Source organism: Sphingomonas rubra (genome assembly GCF_900115745.1).
GTDB classification, from domain to species: Bacteria; Pseudomonadota; Alphaproteobacteria; order Sphingomonadales; family Sphingomonadaceae; genus Sphingomonas; species Sphingomonas rubra.
Map to the genome: position 1 here is coordinate 15,579 of NZ_FOXP01000013.1, position 18,548 is coordinate 34,126.

The 18,548-nt window shown below is 63.8% G+C and carries 13 protein-coding genes; 7 read left to right on the plus strand and 6 right to left on the minus strand.

Features of this window, described 5'->3' with window-relative positions; genetic code table 11:
• The first annotated feature begins 484 nt into the window (after positions 1–484).
• The 3 genes from BM145_RS14600 to BM145_RS14610 all read left to right on the plus strand — a co-directional run bounded on the left by BM145_RS14600 (position 485) and on the right by BM145_RS14610 (position 2,988).
• Positions 485–958, plus strand: a complete 474-nt coding sequence (locus BM145_RS14600; protein WP_093334423.1) for a RusA family crossover junction endodeoxyribonuclease — start codon at positions 485–487, stop codon at positions 956–958.
• On the plus strand, positions 955–1,608 hold the full coding sequence (locus tag BM145_RS14605; protein ID WP_093334405.1) for a hypothetical protein: 654 nt from the start codon (positions 955–957) through the stop codon (positions 1,606–1,608). The genes BM145_RS14600 and BM145_RS14605 overlap by 4 nt, the downstream gene beginning before the upstream one ends.
• A gap of 87 nt (positions 1,609–1,695) precedes the next feature.
• On the plus strand, positions 1,696–2,988 hold the full coding sequence (locus BM145_RS14610) for a HEPN/Toprim-associated domain-containing protein (protein WP_093334406.1): 1,293 nt from the start codon (positions 1,696–1,698) through the stop codon (positions 2,986–2,988).
• A gap of 674 nt (positions 2,989–3,662) precedes the next feature.
• On the opposite strand, the gene BM145_RS14615 is transcribed toward BM145_RS14610, so the two are convergent.
• The 3 genes from BM145_RS14615 to BM145_RS14625 all read right to left on the minus strand — a co-directional run bounded on the left by BM145_RS14615 (position 3,663) and on the right by BM145_RS14625 (position 9,289).
• Positions 3,663–7,319 (minus strand): DEAD/DEAH box helicase, encoded by a 3,657-nt coding sequence (locus BM145_RS14615; RefSeq protein WP_093334407.1) that lies wholly within the window; start codon positions 7,317–7,319, stop codon positions 3,663–3,665.
• Positions 7,319–8,233 (minus strand): hypothetical protein, encoded by a 915-nt coding sequence (locus BM145_RS14620; protein ID WP_093334408.1) that lies wholly within the window; start codon positions 8,231–8,233, stop codon positions 7,319–7,321. The genes BM145_RS14615 and BM145_RS14620 overlap by 1 nt, the downstream gene beginning before the upstream one ends.
• Before the next feature lie 552 nt (positions 8,234–8,785).
• A complete protein-coding gene (locus BM145_RS14625; RefSeq protein ID WP_093334409.1) occupies positions 8,786–9,289 on the minus strand; it encodes a hypothetical protein in 504 nt (167 codons plus the stop codon).
• A gap of 55 nt (positions 9,290–9,344) precedes the next feature.
• On the opposite strand from BM145_RS14625, the gene BM145_RS14630 reads away from it, so the two are divergent.
• The 3 genes from BM145_RS14630 to BM145_RS16130 all read left to right on the plus strand — a co-directional run bounded on the left by BM145_RS14630 (position 9,345) and on the right by BM145_RS16130 (position 11,258).
• Positions 9,345–10,478, plus strand: a complete 1,134-nt coding sequence (locus BM145_RS14630; RefSeq protein ID WP_218149667.1) for an FUSC family protein — start codon at positions 9,345–9,347, stop codon at positions 10,476–10,478.
• Between the two features lie 145 nt (positions 10,479–10,623).
• Positions 10,624–10,827 (plus strand): hypothetical protein, encoded by a 204-nt coding sequence (locus tag BM145_RS14635; protein ID WP_093334411.1) that lies wholly within the window; start codon positions 10,624–10,626, stop codon positions 10,825–10,827.
• A gap of 254 nt (positions 10,828–11,081) precedes the next feature.
• Positions 11,082–11,258, plus strand: coding sequence for a hypothetical protein (locus tag BM145_RS16130; protein ID WP_177200230.1), 177 nt, complete (start codon positions 11,082–11,084; stop codon positions 11,256–11,258).
• Between the two features lie 10 nt (positions 11,259–11,268).
• Here BM145_RS16130 and BM145_RS14640 read toward each other — a convergent pair whose 3' ends face one another.
• Positions 11,269–12,006 carry an IS6 family transposase gene (locus BM145_RS14640; RefSeq protein ID WP_093334424.1) on the minus strand — a complete coding sequence of 246 codons (738 nt, stop codon included), beginning with the start codon at positions 12,004–12,006 and terminating at the stop codon, positions 11,269–11,271.
• A 361-nt stretch (positions 12,007–12,367) separates the two neighbouring features.
• Here BM145_RS14640 and BM145_RS14645 point away from each other — a divergent pair, with 361 nt between their 5' ends.
• A complete protein-coding gene (locus BM145_RS14645) occupies positions 12,368–15,523 on the plus strand; it encodes a TonB-dependent receptor domain-containing protein (RefSeq protein WP_093334412.1) in 3,156 nt (1,051 codons plus the stop codon).
• A gap of 255 nt (positions 15,524–15,778) precedes the next feature.
• On the opposite strand, the gene BM145_RS14650 is transcribed toward BM145_RS14645, so the two are convergent.
• Together BM145_RS14650 and BM145_RS14655 are read right to left on the minus strand one after the other, a co-directional pair.
• Positions 15,779–16,294: a MarR family winged helix-turn-helix transcriptional regulator gene (locus BM145_RS14650; RefSeq protein WP_342741818.1), complete on the minus strand. Its 516-nt coding sequence runs from the start codon at positions 16,292–16,294 to the stop codon at positions 15,779–15,781.
• Positions 16,291–18,366 (minus strand): M13 family metallopeptidase, encoded by a 2,076-nt coding sequence (locus tag BM145_RS14655; RefSeq protein ID WP_093334413.1) that lies wholly within the window; start codon positions 18,364–18,366, stop codon positions 16,291–16,293. The genes BM145_RS14650 and BM145_RS14655 overlap by 4 nt, the downstream gene beginning before the upstream one ends.
• Positions 18,367–18,548: the final 182 nt, after the last annotated feature.

Here is an 18,548-nt window from a genome sequence, read left to right on the forward strand (position 1 = left end):
ACGGCCAACGCTAAGGAAGACATGCGCGATAGCTGCACGGGTGAGTTTTGACCCATATTCGGTCGTTCGCGGGGCCATTGCGGCCGCCCAGCTTCAGACGTTCATTCATCCTAGCTCGGCGCACTGACGATACAGTCGTCGAATGGCGAGAAGTGGGACTTACCCTTCATTCCTGACGGCGGCGGCGAACGACAGCTTCCGGCAGGAGCGGACCTTCAGGCGTTCGCCGTGCCATAGCTGCGAATGAGTAAGCCTGGCCGACAGGTGGCCGACTGCTTTCAGGCACAGGCGCCAAAAAGCGGATCTTCGTCCAGCAAGCTGGCGTATCCGAAACGACCCGTATGCGCACATTAAGGTCTAATTGACGTCTCTCCACCATGCGACATTCCTTGATGCGGCGAGCTGGCGCATAGCAGACCATGGGTGAAACGAGACGAGGCACGAGCCGTTGCATGTGCTCGGCGTCCGCTCCAAACACTTCACCATGGACGACGTCGCGGTCCCCCTCGAAACGCAATTCGCTTCGCTGTTCCCGCTGGAGTTCCACCTGACGGGTGTTCCACTCTCGCTTCAGGCCAAGGCGTCGTCGAAGGAAAGGTGGAAGAGCACCATCGCCGAAGCCGCGCGCCGACGGGCGGAGGATACGGTCGACCTCGTCTGGCTGGAGGACACACCACTGGCCGTTACGATCTTCTACTTCCCCACGGCACCGATGGCAGGCGACGTCGACAACATCGTAAAGCCAATCCTCGATGCTCTGAACGGGCAGGCCTACCTAGACGATCAGGTGGTGGAGAGGATCGTCTCCCAGAAGTTTGAACCCGACACGGACTGGTCTTTCGGAGCGCCGACCGGTCAACTGGCGGCGGCGCTGGACACCATCTCGGCCGCCGGCGAACGGCAGCCGGTCGTATACATCCGGATCGATGATGATCTGAGCTGGAGGACACAACCATGAGCGCAGCTCGACATGAAGAGAGCCAGGCGGAACTCGATCTGATCGGCTCGTTGCGACAACAATACGAAGCGAAGGGCTTCTCGTTCGAGGTCGCACCCAACCGGCAGGATGTGCCAGAGTTCCTTGGATCGTACGTGCCCGACGCAATTGCGCGCAGGGGCGACGAATACGTCGCGATCGAGGTCAAGAAGAGCCGCAGCCGGGCAAGCGAATTGACACTCCAGCAGATCAGGTCGCGATTCGAAGGGCAGCCGAATTGGAAGTTTGCGGTCGCTTACGTTGCCGAGGATCCCCTGAAGACTTTGACGATCAAGTCAGCCACGGTGCCGGCGATACGCCGTCAGGTCGATGAAGTGCGCACTCTAGCGGAGCAGAGCCATCACAGAGCTGCGTTCCTCCTGGCGTGGTCCCTGCTCGAGTCGACGCTTCTCCACATCGAAGCCGAGCAGGAGGCGCGTCCCCGAACTCCGGGTAGTGTCCTGCAGGCGCTCGCCATGCTGGGGCGCATCGAGCCCGAGACGGAACGGCGGCTCCGCCCCTTGATCCTTGTGCGCAACGCAGTCGTCCACGGCGACTTGGCGGTGGAACCCACGGCAGCCGACGTGTCGCTCTTGGTGTCCGCGATCGAAGAGGCACTCTCGGACGCATGAGCGACGCCGGCGCGAGTGCCGATCGCCCACGACCTCGTCTGTTCCACCGACAATGCGTCTTAGGACGCGCGCAGGAGCCTCTAGTCCATGGGCACGTCGATCGAGCTGACGGTGTGCGGCGTATCCCTCAGCTACGCGAAGAACCACATGGGCCTCGACTTCGGATACCTGTTCCAGGACGCGGATCTCACCCGCCGACCCTGCCGCGGCATCGACTACGAGTATTACCGCGAACATCCCGAAACCATGGCGGACTTGATCGAGAGCGAGCTCACCTTCGTCCGCGCGCTTTGTCGCGTCATTCCCAGGCTGAACGTGCTGGGACATTCGCTCGAGGGCGCCCGTGCGGAATATGAGGCGGTGATCGCCGAAGCCGCCTCGCTCGACGATCCGGAACCCGACACGGACCAAGAGCGATATCTCAGCTTCGAGGAGTTCTGCCACCTCGCCAACCTCCTACCTTTGACGGAGCTTTCGGATCGCTTTGTCGATCTACCTAGCGACGAGCGGGAAATTGAAGCGCAGGGGCGCTTCGCCGCGCACGCCGGGCTCTTCGCCCGCCTGCCGCTGACCGACAACTCCGACCTATACTGGTCCGAGGCGAGCTATGTGTCCGCTCGACTGTGCATCCTAAGCGCATCGTCGATGCTGCTGATCTTCGCGCTCAACCCTGAGAATGCGCGTGCCGAGGTCATGTGGCAGTTCGGCGACATCGTTAATGCAGGGTGGGTGGCACGCGACGCCTTCGTGGCCGGTGCGCGGCGAAACCAAGCGATCCTGGTGGCGACCGAAGGCGCCTCCGACGCGCGCATACTGCGCCGCGCGCTCGACCTCCTCCGCCCAGACGTCGCCGACTTCTTCCGCTTCATCGACGGTGAGGAGCGGCATCACTTCTGGGGAACGGGCAACCTCGTCAAATTTGCGGAAGGGCTGCTGCGGATCGACATCCACAACCAAGTGCTCTTCGTGCTCGACAACGATGCGGAGGGGGTCGATGCGCACCGCAGGCTCGGCGAGTTGAACCTGACGGGCAATCTCCGAGCAATGATGCTGCCGGCAATAGAGGAACTCCGCAGCTTCCCGGCGCTCGGTCCGGAAGGCCTAGCCGAAGTTGACATCAACGGACGGGCGGCGGCGATTGAGTGCTATCTCGATCTCAACCTGCCTGGCTACCCGCCGGCGCGCGTGATCTGGACTAACTACAAAAGAGAGCTCGGCATCTGGCAAGGTGTACTCGAGCATAAGGAGTCCTACGACCGGCACTTCATGAGTCAACATGTGGCAATCATTACCTCGGGCGCCTACGATGCCTCCAAGCTGACGCAGGTACTCGACGCGCTGATCTTAGAAGCGTGTCGACTCGGCAGCCGATCTGACTGACGGTCTAGAGGAGCGACGCTGCAGTTCGAGATGTTGCTTGTGCAGGCCGGCGTATCGATAGTCGTCATCACTAACGGCGCCCTGCTACTGCTCGGAACGACTCCGCTTTGCCTAAGACGATGGAGGAGCAACTTCGTGTGATCGTCTCTGATTAGCTGATCAGCGATAAACTGGATCTACACGAATTGCCAGAATGGCTTGGCCACGCCTCAAAAGGGATGGGCCGTCATGCATCATTCCTGCAGACCGCTGCATGGGCGAACGTCAGCTTTCGAGATCAGCTTCGGGGCGGATCGATGACTGAGTTTGGCGCACTGCCGTCCGGCCCCTAGCGGCATGCGAATGACCGGTTTCGGCTTTAGCCGACGTTCGAGCTTCGGCCACGGATGGCCTGAACTGGTCGAGAGCCGCCGCCAGCTTCGCGGCGGTGCCGACTCACATGCGGTCTTTCGCTGCCGTTATCGGCCTAATCAGGGTCGGCTTGAGTCGGCCACGATCCACCCAATTGCCATGACCACCTTTGTCGATCGCATAGGCCATTCATGAGAAGCGCACCTGCATCTCGCTGCCAAGCCCCTCGGCGAGGTCGCGCAGTTAGGCGGCCTTGGCGGCGACCGCCGCTACCTTCAACCCACCGCCGATGATCGCGAGGCATTGTTCCGTCATAGTCGGCCTTACGACGGCTCGCGCCGGTACGGTAGGTAGGGCTCGCCGGTCACCTGCCGCAGGTCGACGGACAGTTCGAAGCGGAATTGCGAAGATTGATCGTTCCAGTCCGCCGGGCGCTCGCAGTGCGCGACGGCATAGCCGGCAGGATCGATCCAGCTGAGGCCATCGTCGGTTGAAAGCGGCAGGACGCTGAGCCGGCGTACGACATAGTCGCGTGCCGATCGCTCGAGCCGCACGTCGAGCACCATCTCGCGTGACGCGCGAAGCACCGGCACCCGCGGTCGGCGCGATTCGACCCAGTCGCTAACGCGGCGAGGGTCGATCTTGTCATTTGGCGCAGTGTCACCGTCGAGCTGCGCATAGTATTCCTGCGCATCCGCTTCCGCCTGCGCACGGTCGCGCGCATTGCCGCGCGCCAGCAGGAAGGCAGCGACCGGGTCCAGCGTGCCCCAGTTGACCAGCTCCTTGAGCCAGAATCCAATCCACGGCAGTCCGCTGCGAGGCCAGTCGTCCATCGTGAGCGCGTCGACCGGGCCCGCCGCATCGCCTTGATCCATGAGCACGCCTACGAGGCTGCCTAGGCCCCAATTGCCGCGATAAATGAAATTCTCGGACACGAAGGCAAACCAGGGACCGAGTTCCTTCGGCTTGGGCTGTTTTTCAAGGCTTGTCTTGAACAGCCACCAGCGCAGCAGCCTTTCCCAGTCCTCGAACGGCTTGCGCATCCGGCCGAGCTTGGTCGAGATGCGGAATGCAGGCACCTCGCCCAGCAGTGCTATGATCGCCCGAACGAACTGGAACTGTTGCTCGTCGGGTCGGTCGGCATAATTGATGCCAGCGGCCAGGGTTGCGCGAATGTCGGCGACACGGTCGAGAAGGATCGATCCCGAGCGGGGCGGGAGGCTGGTCTTGTAAAGCTGGCGGCGGCGATTGGGGTCGGGATAGAGGCTGGTGATCGCGCGCCCGCGCCCGAGCCAGGTTCGGGCGAGGCGATCCTCCTCGTCCGCTGCGACATGGGCGTAGGTCCGCCGCCACAAAGCGGCCAATTCGGTCTCGAGGTCGGCGGCGCTCAGGCCCGCGCTGCGCATCTGCTCAATTTCCTGGATCGCCGCGATTAACAGCCCGTCGAGCGTGTCCAGCAATTTCTCACTGTCGTCGCCATCGCCATCGCCATCGACGACTGCGGTCTCTTCGAGCCATTCGCCAAACGCATCGTCATCGTCACTGCCGCTGAGTTCCTCCCAAGCGTCGCGCAGACGTTCCAGCAAAATGGCAAGCGCGCTGTTGGCACTGCCTTCCTCGACCGACAGGTCGCCGGTTGAGGCAAGCTCGGTTGCGTCTTTCAGCTCCTCGACAAGCTCCTCATATCCCTCCCAGGTGCGGTTCCAGGCATATTTCCGGCTGCGGGCTCGATATTCACGCTCGGGCAGCACGACGAGGGCATTGCCTTCAGTTGCGACGCCGGGCCGACCGGCGCGGCCGATGAGGTTCGAAAATTCATTGACGGTGAAGAGCGTATTCGAGCGGTGGACGCTGGGGATGAGCAGCGTGTTGACCGGGATATTGACTCCTTCAGACAACGTCGAGGTCGCGATCACGACACGGACATTGCCGCGATCAATCGCCACCTTGAGCCGGCGTGCCAGCAGCCCCGGCATTTGACCGTGATGGACCGCGATTCCGCGCACCAGCAGCCGATATTCGAACGATGCGCTCGTGAAGTAATCCTCGGCGGCAGTGAGGCAGCTCTGCCAGTGGGCATCGTCCTCGGCGACCCACCAGTAATTGGGGAGAGCGATTTCCGCCGCGATCCAAGCGTCAAGCAGATCGGCGCAATTCTCGGCGAAGGAGCTGACGTTTTGGGTCAGCGAGATCATCACCGTCGGCCGGGTGCCGTCGGGGCGCTCGGCGGCGAGATGGAGAGCGGCCCAGAGTGTCGGACCGCGTAGCGATTTCTCGACGCCGAGCGTGCTGTCCACACCGCCGGGGACCGGTGGAAACGGGTTGGGGATATACGGGCGATCATCGCTGCGCTCGTCTTCGAATTCGAGCGTGCGGCCGTCCATCAGGTCATAGCGGATGTCGAATCGACCGCTGCGCGCTACCTCGAGCCGCCCGAGCATCTGCCGGGTGCTGCGATAGGTCGAGCTGATCGGCCCGCCGTCCGCGTCGCTCGATAGCCAAGAGGCGATGGCGGGCGCAGCCTTGGCGGCGACGGCCGAGAGCGCGATAATCCGGAAATTCTTGTCGTCCTGCGCGCGCAGTAGCCGCGCGCTGAGCTGCTCAAGGCGGAGCGCGCGGGAGGTGCCGTCGGTGACGGCATCCGCCCGGTTCGGATCCTGTTCGACCATATGCGCTTCGTCGATCACCACGAGGCGCACGCGATCGAGGAACAATGTCCCGAGATAGCGCAGCAACGCGTCAGCTTTTTCGAAGGTGCAGATGACAACGGTCGGCTGATCGACCTGCACCCAGGCATCGGTCGGCCCCCAGTCGGTGCCGCCGTAAAGGCCGGTCACAACGACCGGTTCGGCTGCGATACCGCGCAAGTCTTCAGCAAAGCGGGTCTCGACTTCGGCGGCGAGCGCGCGTGACGGTACGAGGTAGAGAATGAGATTTTCCGCGAGAAACGGGTTGGCGCGGTGCGCGAACAGTCCCTGAACGGCACCAAGGGTGGCGATGGTCGTTTTGCCCGATCCTGTCGGTGTGCAGAGTACAAAACTGTCATTGCCGGCAAGCCGGTCGATGCCGGCGCGCTGGGCGGGCCAGACCAGGGCGCGGCGATTAACGAAGGCGGCGCGGGCAAACTGCGTCAGAGCCTCGCGAGTACGCGAGTTCGCATCATCAGCGAGTCGCTCGATATGCGGCCAAAGACTCGCATCGACGAAGCGATGGGCAGCGCCAGCGCACAGCCGCGCCAGCAGATAGGAATAGGGATCACGGCTATGCAGATAGCTGTGCGCGAGAGCGTCTAGCTTGGCGAGGGCGCGATCGACCAGCGCCGCTTCGCCGGTGCGCAGATAGGAACAAATGGTGCCGATGCACATGATGACGTGGCGCACGGTCGACACCTCAAGATCGACTAGTCGCGCGCCATCGTCTCCATCACCATCTTCGTCCCAGTCACGATCCTCGTCTTCATCGTCTTCCACGACCCGCAAAACGTGGTCCTCGCCAAGGTCGTGCTGCACCCTCCAGAACGCCTGCACGGCGGTGAGTGCGGCATCGAAGTCGCCGCGCAAGAATTCCCGAAGGATCGTGGAATAGGCTTCGCCGGCCGGCATCATACGCAAATGACCAAGCGCCATGGCCGGATAACCGGCCACCTGATATGCGGCCGCCGACAGCAGATGGATCGGGGCCTCGGCTGGTTTCAGGGCGGCGTGCGAAATCCATTCCAGAACTTCGGCAGCACGCTTGACCGCGGTCGTCCAGGCACGGCCCTCATCCGCGGCGCGTTCGAGCCAGCCGGTTTCGAGCAGCAGGCAGGCCTCGTCGAGCCGTGCGGAAAGCTCAGCCGGGCTGAACGACGGCAGTCCGTCGGCGCCCATGTCGCGCCGAACGCGCTGGCTGTAGAGTTTGGCCTGGAGGGGCGACAGCGCCGAGCCGGCCATGTCCGTCCTGATTCTCGCGGCGATCTCAAGAACAGCTTCGCTTGACATCACGCCCCCCGATACAGCGTGTCGACGAGGCCCTTGAGATCCTCGAGTTGGAATTCCATCGCGTCGAATCGCCGATCAGCGGTGTAGGATGTGTGCGGCGCGTCGGAGGGCAGCCAGCTCACCCGGCTCGCGGGCCGGACCGGCCAATGACCAACGGTGTAGGCGAGGCCATCGCGGCGCTTTGCGGTCCTGAAGCCGTCGCGGTACAGTTCGAGCAGGCGAGCAATCCATTCCTGAGCTGCGTCCGTCTCGTAGTCCGAAAGCAAAGTGATGAGCTCACGAATTCCGCTCGGCCGCCGCGGCCCGGCGGCCAGCTTGCCATGAGCGTCCGAAATCGTCCCGGTATTGCTCGTGGCCAGACATTTCGCTTCTAACGCGAGGACATGGGTGATCTTGCCTTGCGCGTCGAGGCGAAAGGCCAGCGCATCGTCGCCGGTCCGCCCCGGCCGCATTTCTTCCTCTGCGTCAGGGGCGTGCGGCTCCCCCATCAGGAAGCGCTCGTTGATGAGATCAAGATGCTGGAATTCCTGATCGTGAAAACGGAACAGGAAGGCCGGGACATGCCAGTCGGTCTTGCCGAACGCACCGAAATGCTCGACAGCGAGACCCGCAAGCGTCTCGCCGAGATAGCCTTGCAGCGTGATGCGATTGAGCATCGCCGGGTAGTGGGCGGCGGGGTCGTCGACGGGATCGGAAAAGGGCGAGAGATTATCCTCGAAGCCTTTGCGAATGCGGGCGCGAGCGTCGTCAAGCGCCTCCTGGGCGTAGTCAATCAGTTCGTCACGCAGCGCCGCGAAGTTGGCGTTTACCTCGCGCCAGACACGCAGTTGATATTTCCGGTGCGAGCCAGTCACCGGCTGAGCGACAAGCCACGCGTTGAGCGGCCGCAATGTCACACGGCGGAAGCGGATCATCTTTTTTCCACTTGCGCCCGCAACAAATCACCATGCGATAGCATGTGCAACGCCCCCTCCTCACCACCTCATCCTCTGTATTGGGAATTGCACCGACTCGCCAGCAGGACTGAGAGCGCATCCGGTCCATCCCAATGAAATTTGACTGCGGCAGTTCGACCACACGCAATAGGGTGCTTGGTAACTGACATGCGAGCGATGCCGGCTTTCAAGATAGCTCAACGATGGCTCGAACGCCGAAATTGGGGCACGTCGCTGCCGCCGGTTACAAATAACGAACTGTCCGTTGCGTGCGATCAGTGCCGGACGCGGACGGTCAGGTTCCCCCGGGAGGTGACCACTTGGTCGCCGACCTCACATGAACGCATGGCTGCTTACCGCGATCGGCACCCGAAAACGGACTGGCTCCTTCCCACCAGAAATGCCGCTGGTCCGCTTCGGTCGTTAGTGGATGAAACAGCCTCGGGGACGCCGCCAACAGCAGATGCCCAGCGGATTGTAGCCGAGCTGGCGAGCTACCGGACCGGAGGAAGATGGACGTTTGAGCGAGAATCACCCGCCCGCATCCGGCGTATCCTTGGCAACCTTGCGTGCCGCGATCGTCTCGGCGAACCGGGCACGCCGCTCGTCGGACCAGCCGCGGGACACGCCAGCGTCCGAGCGCTTGGCGCGCTGCCGCGGGTTCTTGAGCTCGCGCGTGGGCAGGCTGGCACCGGCCGGCGTGCTGCCCGCCAACTGGTCGTCGATCTCGCCGGCGCGCACGGCTGCCTCGAACGCGTCGAGGATGGCGGGGAACTCGGTCGACGACCAGAAGGTCACCGACTTGCCATCGATGACGATTGGCTGGCCGTCGGCGCGGGTCGGGGTGAACGCCACCACCGAGTTGTTGCCGATCTCGAACCACTTGCCGCCGCGTACCTTCGTCGAAGGGTCGGCGAATGCCTCACGGTTCTTAGCGATACGCTCGAGCACCGGGCGGCGCTCGGCATCCGGATCATGGTGGAAGAGCTTCTCGTTGTCCGGCGAAAGCTTTGCGATGATGTCCTTCAGGGCCATTCTTAGTTCCTCGGGTCGCTGCTTCGCGTCAGGTAACAAGTAGTTCGTGTGGCTGATGAGGCAAGATCGCTGGCGTAGCTTCCGCCGCGAAGACATGACGGCGACGGTGCAACGCTGTACCCCCTCCGCCGTGCCGCGCTTCCTCCACTCCGTCGTCAGTGTCTCCGCGCTGAGGCAGGCTGTCCGTATTGCGATCGCCTGTGCGGTCGCCTTTGCCGCCTATAAGCTTCTCGGTCTCAAGCAGGGCTATTGGGCGGTCTTCACCGTGCTGATCGTGATGCAGGGCTCGATCGGGGGCACGCTGGGCGCGGCGCTCGATCGGCTGCTTGGAACGCTGGTGGGCGCCAGCCTGGGGGCAGTCGGAGCCTGGGCGCACGACGGCGGAATTATCGCGACGGGTGGCGCGCTAGTGATCGTCGCCAGCATCGGCGGCTACGTCGCGGTGCTGCGTCCCCAGCTTAAGGTCGCACCGGTGACGGCGTCCATCATGATGCTGACCATGCCGGCGAACAGCCCAATCGCTACCTTCGTGATCGACCGGGTCGCCGAGATCATGCTGGGCGGACTGATCGGTGTTGCCGCCATGGCGCTGATCCTGCCGGCACGCTCGGGCGCGCTCTTCACCGACCGAGCCGCCGACGTTCTCGACACCATGGACGCCTTGGTCGGCGACATGGCAAACGCCATCAGGAGCGGCACGACGCTGGCGCTCGGGACGACGCTGGTCGCCCTTCGTCCCGCGCTGGTCGGTGTGGAGCAGGCGTTGAAGGACGCCGATCGCGAACATGCCGCCCGGCTGTGGCGGCACGCCATTCCGCCGGCGGTACCGCGTACCTTGTGGCGCATGCGCTCGGATGTCGTGCTTGTCGCCCGCGCACTGAACCCGAGCTTCTCCGATCCCGTCCGCGCATCGCTAGGCGAACCAGCGGCGGCGTTGCTACTTCGGCTTCGCGACGAGATCATTGCCTGCGCCGTGGCACTCAGGGCCAAGCGCCGGGTCGAGCGTGTCGACGTGGCCGGTGCGCGGCAGGTGTTCTCCACCGCGCTGACCGAATTCCGCGTGAGCCCGGCGGGCAACGCACTCGACCTCGACACGGCAGGACACGTGTTCGGGCTGTCGTTCGCGCTGGACGAACTGAGCCGTGATCTCCGCGACCTTGCCGACCGTATCGACGAGATCAACGGCTGACCTCGCTTCGAGGCGGACGGGAGCGCGATGGCGCTGGCATCTCGACGCCCAAGAGGCGCTGTTCGCCCCTGACCGCCCATCAGTCGTTGCGGCATGTTCCCTATACGTTCTACACGGCGCCGATCGACTCGGACGAGAGGACAGGATGCAACACGATCTCCAGCTGCGCACGGCGGCGCGCGCCATCTACGAAGCTTGTTACCCGTCGGACGAGTGGACGCCGGTCGGCTTCGAAGAGGCGGAGCGGTACGGCACCGTGCACTACCGCCAAGCGGTCGACGGCGCATGTCGTGCCAGGCGCGAGTTGGTGGAGGCCGGTGAGCAGTTGCCGCTGTTCGGGGCAGCGTAACAACAGCTGAGCACCGGATCGTACAGCCCTTGCAGCTCTCGCATGCAATCGGACATGTCGCCGCCGCCTGGTCAACACGGTGTGAGCCTGCCCTCAGCCGCTGCACAATCTGCTCGACTAGCGCCGGTAGCAGAGCGACACCGCTGGCAGTGAACGCGGACGGTGAGTCGCCCGCTACGCCCCAGGTGATCCGATCACCGGGGCTCTGGCCGGTGGGAGCAGCAACAGGGCTGCCTCCCGCGGGAGACACCGACATGATCAAGCTCACCGACACGCACGCCATCCTACTCTCCACCGCCTCACAGCGTGACAACGGGAGCGTGCTGCCACTGCCCGACACGATCAAGGCCAGCGGCGGCACCAGCAAGGCGCTGGCTGGTGCTGTCAGTCTAACGCGAACCGCTCTCCACATGATGCATTTGGGTCTTTGAGGGCAGTGGCCTAGCTGGCGAGCACCTGCCACTCCGCCAGCGCGGCGGAGCGTCGTTCCCGGTAGGTCTGTCGATCGGTGAGGTGGCGCTCCAAGCTGAAGTGGTTGTGGACGTTGGCGTGGACAGAGGCAAACTTTTGCAAGCTCTTCATCTGCCGGAAGCGGAGCATCGCTCGCTCTCTTCGTCGGAATGGCAGGTGGCTGTTCTCCACCCGGTTGTTGGCCCAACGGCCTACATCCTGCTTCTCGGCGTTGCCGAGATCGTTCATCGCGGCACGATAGGAGCGCAGGCCATCGGTGGTGATCGCCTCAGGCGCGCCGTGACGCTTTAGCGCCTTCTTCATAAAGGTGAGAGCAGCGGCCTTGTCGCGCTTTCTGGTGACGTAGCTCTCGAGTACCTCACCCTCGTGGTCCACCGCTCGCCAGAGATAGACCATCTCGCCGTTCAGCTTCACGTACATCTCGTCCAAGTGCCAGCGCCAGTGACGAAAGCCCCGCATGCGGCTGACCCGCTTGCTACGTACTTCGCCGGCGAACATCGGCCCGAACCTGTTCCACCACATGCGTACCGTCTCGTGACAGATGTCGATGCCACGCTCGAACAGCAGGTCCTCAACGTTCCGCAGCGACAGCGGGAAGCGCACGTACATGAGCACGACCAGCCGGATCACCTCAGGCGAGGAGTTGAAGCGGCGAAAAGGGGAGGGGGGGGCTTGGCGCGTGACGGACGGCTCATCTGACTGAGATATCAGCGCCCTTGCTCCGCTGCCACGTTGGTCTGACAGAGCCCTTACCTGATTTGCGCGGTGCTCATAGCACCAACTTGTAAGCGCAAGCTTGCCGCTGATCCGTTCCCACTGGTGCCAAGCGCGTTCAAGGCTGAAGCCGATCGCGCAAAGCACAGAGCGGCAATCCACAGAGTCGGTTTTCCCAGCATTGGCGCTGCGCTAGACTGATTCAGAGGGTCAGGCATGTTGCCACTTTGCCACGGTTTCGCACAATCTGTCGGTTTTGACGTGTGTCACTTTCACGATGCCAGAAGCCTGATACCAGCTGACAAAAGGGCAGAAATGCTGCCCCGATTGTCACGTTCGCGTAACAGGAATTTCCATGATCCGGACCTATCGCCAGCACCTGCTATCCACGTCGCTAGTCCTCGCCTCAATCCTCCTAGCCGCAGAGGCTCATGCACAGACGGGCAACGCGGCCGGGACAGCGACGGATAACACCCCAGCGGGTACCGCATCGAACGCCGCCGCTAATCAGGCGACCCCTGGCTCGTCACCGGCAGACGAGAACGTTGTTCCCGCGGAGCAAGGAGCCGGTGCCGACGGCGGTGAGATCGTCGTCACCGGATCGCGCATCGCCCGTCCGACACTCGACTCACCGGCGCCAGTGACGACGCTCAACGTGGCTGACCTGACGCGAACGGGTGCAGTGACGGTGGGCGACGTGCTCAACGATCTGCCGCAGCTCCGCTCGACCTTCAGCCAGGCGAGTTCGACGCAGTTCATCGGCACTTCGGGGCTGAACCTGCTCGACTTGCGCGGGCTCGGCACGTCGCGCACGCTGGTGCTGGTCAACGGCCGCCGCCACGTCACCTCGTCCGAGGGCGATTTCCTGGTCGACACCAACACTATCCCGACCGACCTGCTCGACCGAGTCGACGTGGTCACCGGCGGCCAGTCGGCGGTCTATGGATCGGACGCGATGGCGGGCGTCGTCAACTTCGTGCTAAAGCGCGACTTCGACGGGCTGACGCTGAACGGCCAGGCGGGCGTCAGCGACGAGGGCGACCACGGCACCTATCGCCTGACCGGCACCTACGGGAAGAACTTCGCCGGCGGGCGCGGCAACATCGCGCTGAGCCTGGAGTACAACAAGGCCGACCTCGTCACCTACGCCGACCGGCCCGGCCTGACCGGCGCCTTCACCGGTCGCCGCCAGTTCCAGCTGGTTGACAGCCCGGCGCTCGACAACACCATTCCGAACCGCACCTACCTCAATAACGTCCACAGCTTCGGCTACGACAACGGCGGCAATTTCATCGCCTACAACGGCACCAGCCTGCTGTCGTGCGGAGGCGGCGGCATCGCGGCGGCGTGCCTCGCCAACGGCGCGCCGCGCGTGTTCGGCTTTCGGCCGGGCGGGTCTCTTTACGAGTATAACTACGGCACCGACTTCCGGCCGGCGGGCTCGAACAACAACAACGGCGGCGACGGCGGCATCCTCAACGATCGCGGCACGCTTCAGCCGTCGCTGAAGCGCTACGTTGCCAACCTGCTCGGCCACTACGACGTATCGGACGCCTTCAAACCCTTCTTTGAGGCGAAGTTCGTCCGCGTCGAGAGCTTCAACCAGGGCACGCCGACCTTCGCGCAAGGGGGCGAGCAGGGCACGGTGGCGCTCGCCGCGGGTGGTCGCCGCGCCGCCGTCGGCGCGTTCACGACGCAGTCGATCGGCATCCCGATCTCGCTCGACAACCCGTATCTGCAGCCCGGCGCCGCCGCGACGATCCGATCGCTGCTGCCGGCCGGCGCGACCTTCTTCCGGCTGAATCGCAACAACAACGATTTTGGTACCCGCGACGAGTTCGACCGTCGCGACACCTACCGCATCGTCGGCGGCGTCGAGGGAACGTTCAACGAGGATTGGAAATACGATTTCTCCGTCAACTACGGCGAGTTCCGGACGCGCTCGACCTTCTTCAACAACCGGATCAACCAGAACTTCTTCAACGCCGTCGATGCCACGCGGAACGCCGCGGGGCAGATCGTCTGCCGGATCAACGCGACGACGGTGACCGATCCGGCCTGCGTGCCGATCAACGTGCTAGGCGATGGGTCGCCGAGCCAGGGGGCGCTCAACTACATCAACACCGATTCGAGCCGTCGCGGCAAGGCGACCGAGTTCGACGTGACCGCCAACGTGGTCGGCGACAGTTCGCAGCTGTTCGAGCTGCCGGGCGGTCCAATCGCCTTCGCGGTGGGTGGCGAGTACCGCCGTGAGACCGCGTCCTATGCCTACGACGACCTGGTCAAGTCGGGCGCGACCTTTCTGAATGCGATTCCCGACTTCGACCCGCCGTCGTTCGCGGTGAAGGAGGCCTACGGCGAGCTCAACATGCCGATCCTGAAGGACATGCGCTTCGCGCAGGAGCTGTCGGTGAGCGGCGCCGTCCGCGTCGCCGACTACAAGGGTTCGGCGGGAACGAACTGGACGTGGAATGCGGGCGGCATCTACGCACCCGTGCGAGACGTAAAGTTCCGCGTCAGCTACGCCAAGGCGGTGCGTGCGCCGACGCTGAGCGATCTCTACGCGTCGCAGTCGCAGAACTTCGGGCTGCTGAACGATCCGTGCGACGTGAACTTCATCGGCACGGGCCGGGCGACGCGCGCGGCGAACTGCGCGGCGGCGGGGGTGCCGACCAACTTCATCAACAACACCGCGCGTGCGGGCAGCACCGAGTTCCTGTCGGGCGGCAATCCCAACTTGGAGACGGAGAAGTCGCGTAGCTGGACATACGGCGTCATCCTGCAGCCGTCGTTCGTCCCCGGACTAGCGATCACGGCCGATTACTACGACATCAAGATCAGCAACGTGATCTCGGCGGTCGATGCGCAGCAGATCCTCGACGGCTGTTACGACGGTGCGTCGCTCGACAATCAGTTCTGCCGCCTCATCAACCCGCGCCAGGGCAACGGCGAGTTCGCGCAGACCGCACTCCTTCAGAGCACGCTCAACTTCGCCGCGCTGCGTGCCAAGGGCGTCGATCTGGACGTGACCTACAGCCACGCGGTGCTCGGCGACGACAAGTTGGCGCTGCGCTTTATCGGCACCTGGGTGCGCGACCGGACCGACTTCCCCTACCTCGACAATCCACAGCAGCCGGAGCGGGTGAAGGGAGAGCTGGGCGATCCGATCTACAGCTTCAACGCGTCGGCCGACTACAGTCGGGGGCCGTTCACGCTGGGGTACCAGCTGCGCTACATCGGTCGCCAGTCGATCACTGACTGGGAGGCGCAGCACGACACCAACGGGGTCGAGGCGCTCGATCCATATTATGCCGACCGCGTCTATTACCCGCACGCCTTCTACCACGCGCTGCGCGGATCGGTGGATGTCAACAAGAGCTTCCGCCTCTACGCCGGCGTCGACAATCTGACCGACGAAAAGCCGCCGCTCGGCCTGCTGGGCGTAGGCAACGACGCGATCTACGACAACGTCGGACGCTTCCTGTACGTCGGCTTCTCGGCGAAGATGTAAGATCAGGATAGCGCAGAGGGCGCAATGCGCCCTCTGCCGCTTTGAAAAAGCTTGTGATCCAAGGCCTCAGGCAAGGACTTACATAAACGAGGAAACGGCAGCTATCACTGAGTGTCAGTCGAGTATGGCCAAGCATCTTCCTCTCGGGGAATCCAGCATTTGCAGTCCTGCCTTCTCACTGAACGAACAGCAGCTTACGCCGGGTTGTACCTCGAAGCGATCAGGCAGCAATCCACCACACAACGACGCTCACCCTTACTGATCGGCGAAGGCAAGAAAGCGACTATGCGTGTTAGCGTCCATGAGGTGCTGCATGAGTGTCCAATAACCTTTGACGGCCTGCTCACCCGCGGCCGCATAGGCCCGCGCCATGTTCTGGTGCAGCTGTTCGAACAGATCATGCTCCAGCTTCTGTCCCACATCGGTCAAGTAGATCAGCCGTTGTCGCTGATCGGTTTGACCTTTACGCGTCTCTATCAAGCCCGCTCTCTCAAGGTCAGTTTTGACGCGCCCGAATGATTGCTTGGTGATGCCAAGAGTGTCGACCAGTTCGCCGACTGTCTGTCCCGGCCGACGTGAGAGAAAGTAGAGTGCACGATGGTGCGCCCGCCCGAGCCCTCGCGCCGCCAGCGCCACGTCTGCTCGGTTGAGGTGCGACTTGTGCGCGAACATGAGCAAATCCATGCCGCTGCGGATCGCGTCCGATCGCAGGAACTGGTTGGGCGGCGGCGCTACGGTGGCCAGCATGGCGGGCGGCTGCACGTTGGTCACCAGATCCGCACGCGATCCACTGGTGCCAGATACTGTTTCTCGCTCGGGGTGATCTTCCACGCCGCGTACCATGCATCGACGTTGCGCAGCGGATTGACCGCGCGGATCTGCCCGGGCGAGTGCGGGTCGCTGACCAGCTGCTGGCGCAGCGCCTCGTTGCGGAACAGCGTGCGCCAGACCTGACCCCAGCCAAGGAAGAAGCGCTGGTCGCCGGTGAAGCCGTCGATCACTGGTGCCGGCTTGCCGCCGAGCGAGTTGTGGTAGGCGTCGAGCGAGATCAGCACGCCACCCAGATCACCGATGTTCTCGCCCATCGATGCGCGGCCGTTGATGTGCATGCCGGGCAGCCCCTCGAAGCTGTACGCCTCGTACTGGCCGCCGAGCCGCGAGGCCTGCGCCTCGAACTTGGTCGCATCCTCGGCCGTCCACCAGTCGCGCAGCACGCCGCGGCCGTCCGACTTCCTGCCCTGGTCGTCGAAGCCGTGGCTGATCTCGTGGCCGATCACCCCGCCGATGCCGCCATAGTTGACTGCATCATCGGCCTTTGGATCGAAGAAGGGCGGCTGCAGGATGGCGGCAGGAAAGACGATCTCGTTCTTGACCGAGTTATAGTACGCGTTGACCGTCTGCGGGGTCATTCCCCACTCGGCCTTGTCGACCGGATTGCCGATGCGGCGGCGTCGATAGTCCCACTCGAAGCGCTGCGCCGCCTCGGCGTTGCCGACCAGGTCGCCCGGCTTGACCTGGAGCGCGGTGTAGTCGCGCCACTTGTCCGGGTAGCCGATCTTGACGCTGAAGCCTTGTAGCTTGTCGAGTGCCTGCTGCTTGGTCGCCGCTCCCATCCACGGCAGATTGCGGATGCGGCCAGCGAGCGCGACGCGCAGGTTGCCGACGAGCTGGTCCATCTTCGCCTTGGAGGCAGGCGGGAAGTAGAGCGCGACATAATCGCGGCCGATCCCCTCGCCGATCCCGTTTTCGGTGAACGCGACCGCGCGCTTCCAGCGCTCGCGCTGCTGCGGTTGGCCGTTCAGGAATTTGGAGCGGAAGTCGAACTGCGCGTCGACGAAGCGCTTCGAGAGGAGAGGCGCCATGTCGTCGGCGATGTGGAACGCCTCCCACGCCTTCAATGTGGCGACGTCGGTGTCGGCGAACACCTTGGCGATGCCAGGAAAGGCGGTGTTCTGCGCCACAATCGCGCGGTTGGCGGCATCGATGCCGGCTGCCTTGAAGAACGTCGGCCACGGAAAGCCGGGCGCCTGCGCGGCCAACTGCGCCGGCGTTGCCGGATTATAGGTCTTGTCGCGGTCGCGGCTCTGCGCGCGCGTCCAGTGGGCGGTGGCGAGCCTGGTCTCCATCGCGACCACGTCGTTCGCCGATGCCTCGGCGTTCGGCCAACCGGCGAAGCTCAGCATCTGCGCGACATACTGGCGGTAGCGCGCGACCTGGGGCGCGAACTTCGGGTCGAGGTAGAGCTCGCGGTCACCGAGACCCAGGCCCGACTGACGCAGGTACAGTGCGTAGATGTCGGGCTGCTTGGCATCGTCGTTCATGCCGGGCGCGAAGAAGCTGGAGCCGAAGCCGCCGAGCGAGCGGCCCATCAGGCGCGCGATATCGTCCCTGGACGCAGCGGCCTTTACGGCCACGAGCCGCTGGGTGAGCGGCGCGGCATCAAGCCTGTCGGCGGTGGCCGTATCCATGAACCCGGCGTAGAGCATGGCTGCCTTCATCCGGTCGGGATGGGCGGCGTCGGTGGCGCTGTAGCTGCCGATCAGCTGTCGCAGGCGCTGCTCGGACACGTCGCGCAACACCGCAAAGGCACCGTAGGAGGAGCGATCGGCCGGGATCTGCGTGCGGGCGACCCAGCTACCGTTGACGAAGCGGAACCAGTCGTCGCCGGGCTTGACGCTGCGGTCCATGCCGGTCGTGTCGAAGCCCCAGCTGCCGTAGCTCGCGGGCGCGGCGGCGTCGGGTGCGGCCGGTGTCGCTGCCGGCTGCGCCGTTTGGCTCGCCACCGGAATCGCGAGCGAGGAAGCGCCGAGCAGGGCGGCGAGCGACAGGTGCTTGAGGGCCAAACCATTTCTCCGGATCAGGTCATGGCACCTTACCTGCTTGTCGCCGCCGCACCAGTGCTCACTTCATGGCAGCGGATCACGACGACGGCAGTGCGAACTTAGCTGTGGTTCTCAGCGTCACCCTTGGCAGCACTCCTCGCTGCAATCGTCGCGGCGAGTTTAGCGCGCCGATTGTCGGACCA

What these genes read in the sequence shown, in the direction of transcription:
- BM145_RS14600 (WP_093334423.1), top strand. Translation starts at nt 485, where the DNA reads ATGGACGACGTCGCGGTCCCCCTCGAAACGCAATTCGCTTCGCTGTTC.
- BM145_RS14615 (WP_093334407.1), bottom strand. Translation starts at nt 7,319, where the DNA reads ATGTCAAGCGAAGCTGTTCTTGAGATCGCCGCGAGAATCAGGACGGAC.
- BM145_RS14625 (WP_093334409.1), bottom strand. Translation starts at nt 9,289, where the DNA reads ATGGCCCTGAAGGACATCATCGCAAAGCTTTCGCCGGACAACGAGAAG.
- BM145_RS14610 (WP_093334406.1), top strand. Translation starts at nt 1,696, where the DNA reads ATGGGCACGTCGATCGAGCTGACGGTGTGCGGCGTATCCCTCAGCTAC.
- BM145_RS14605 (WP_093334405.1), top strand. Translation starts at nt 955, where the DNA reads ATGAGCGCAGCTCGACATGAAGAGAGCCAGGCGGAACTCGATCTGATC.
- BM145_RS16130 (WP_177200230.1), top strand. Translation starts at nt 11,082, where the DNA reads ATGATCAAGCTCACCGACACGCACGCCATCCTACTCTCCACCGCCTCA.
- BM145_RS14620 (WP_093334408.1), bottom strand. Translation starts at nt 8,233, where the DNA reads ATGATCCGCTTCCGCCGTGTGACATTGCGGCCGCTCAACGCGTGGCTT.
- BM145_RS14645 (WP_093334412.1), top strand. Translation starts at nt 12,368, where the DNA reads ATGATCCGGACCTATCGCCAGCACCTGCTATCCACGTCGCTAGTCCTC.
- BM145_RS14635 (WP_093334411.1), top strand. Translation starts at nt 10,624, where the DNA reads ATGCAACACGATCTCCAGCTGCGCACGGCGGCGCGCGCCATCTACGAA.
- BM145_RS14630 (WP_218149667.1), top strand. Translation starts at nt 9,345, where the DNA reads ATGAGGCAAGATCGCTGGCGTAGCTTCCGCCGCGAAGACATGACGGCG.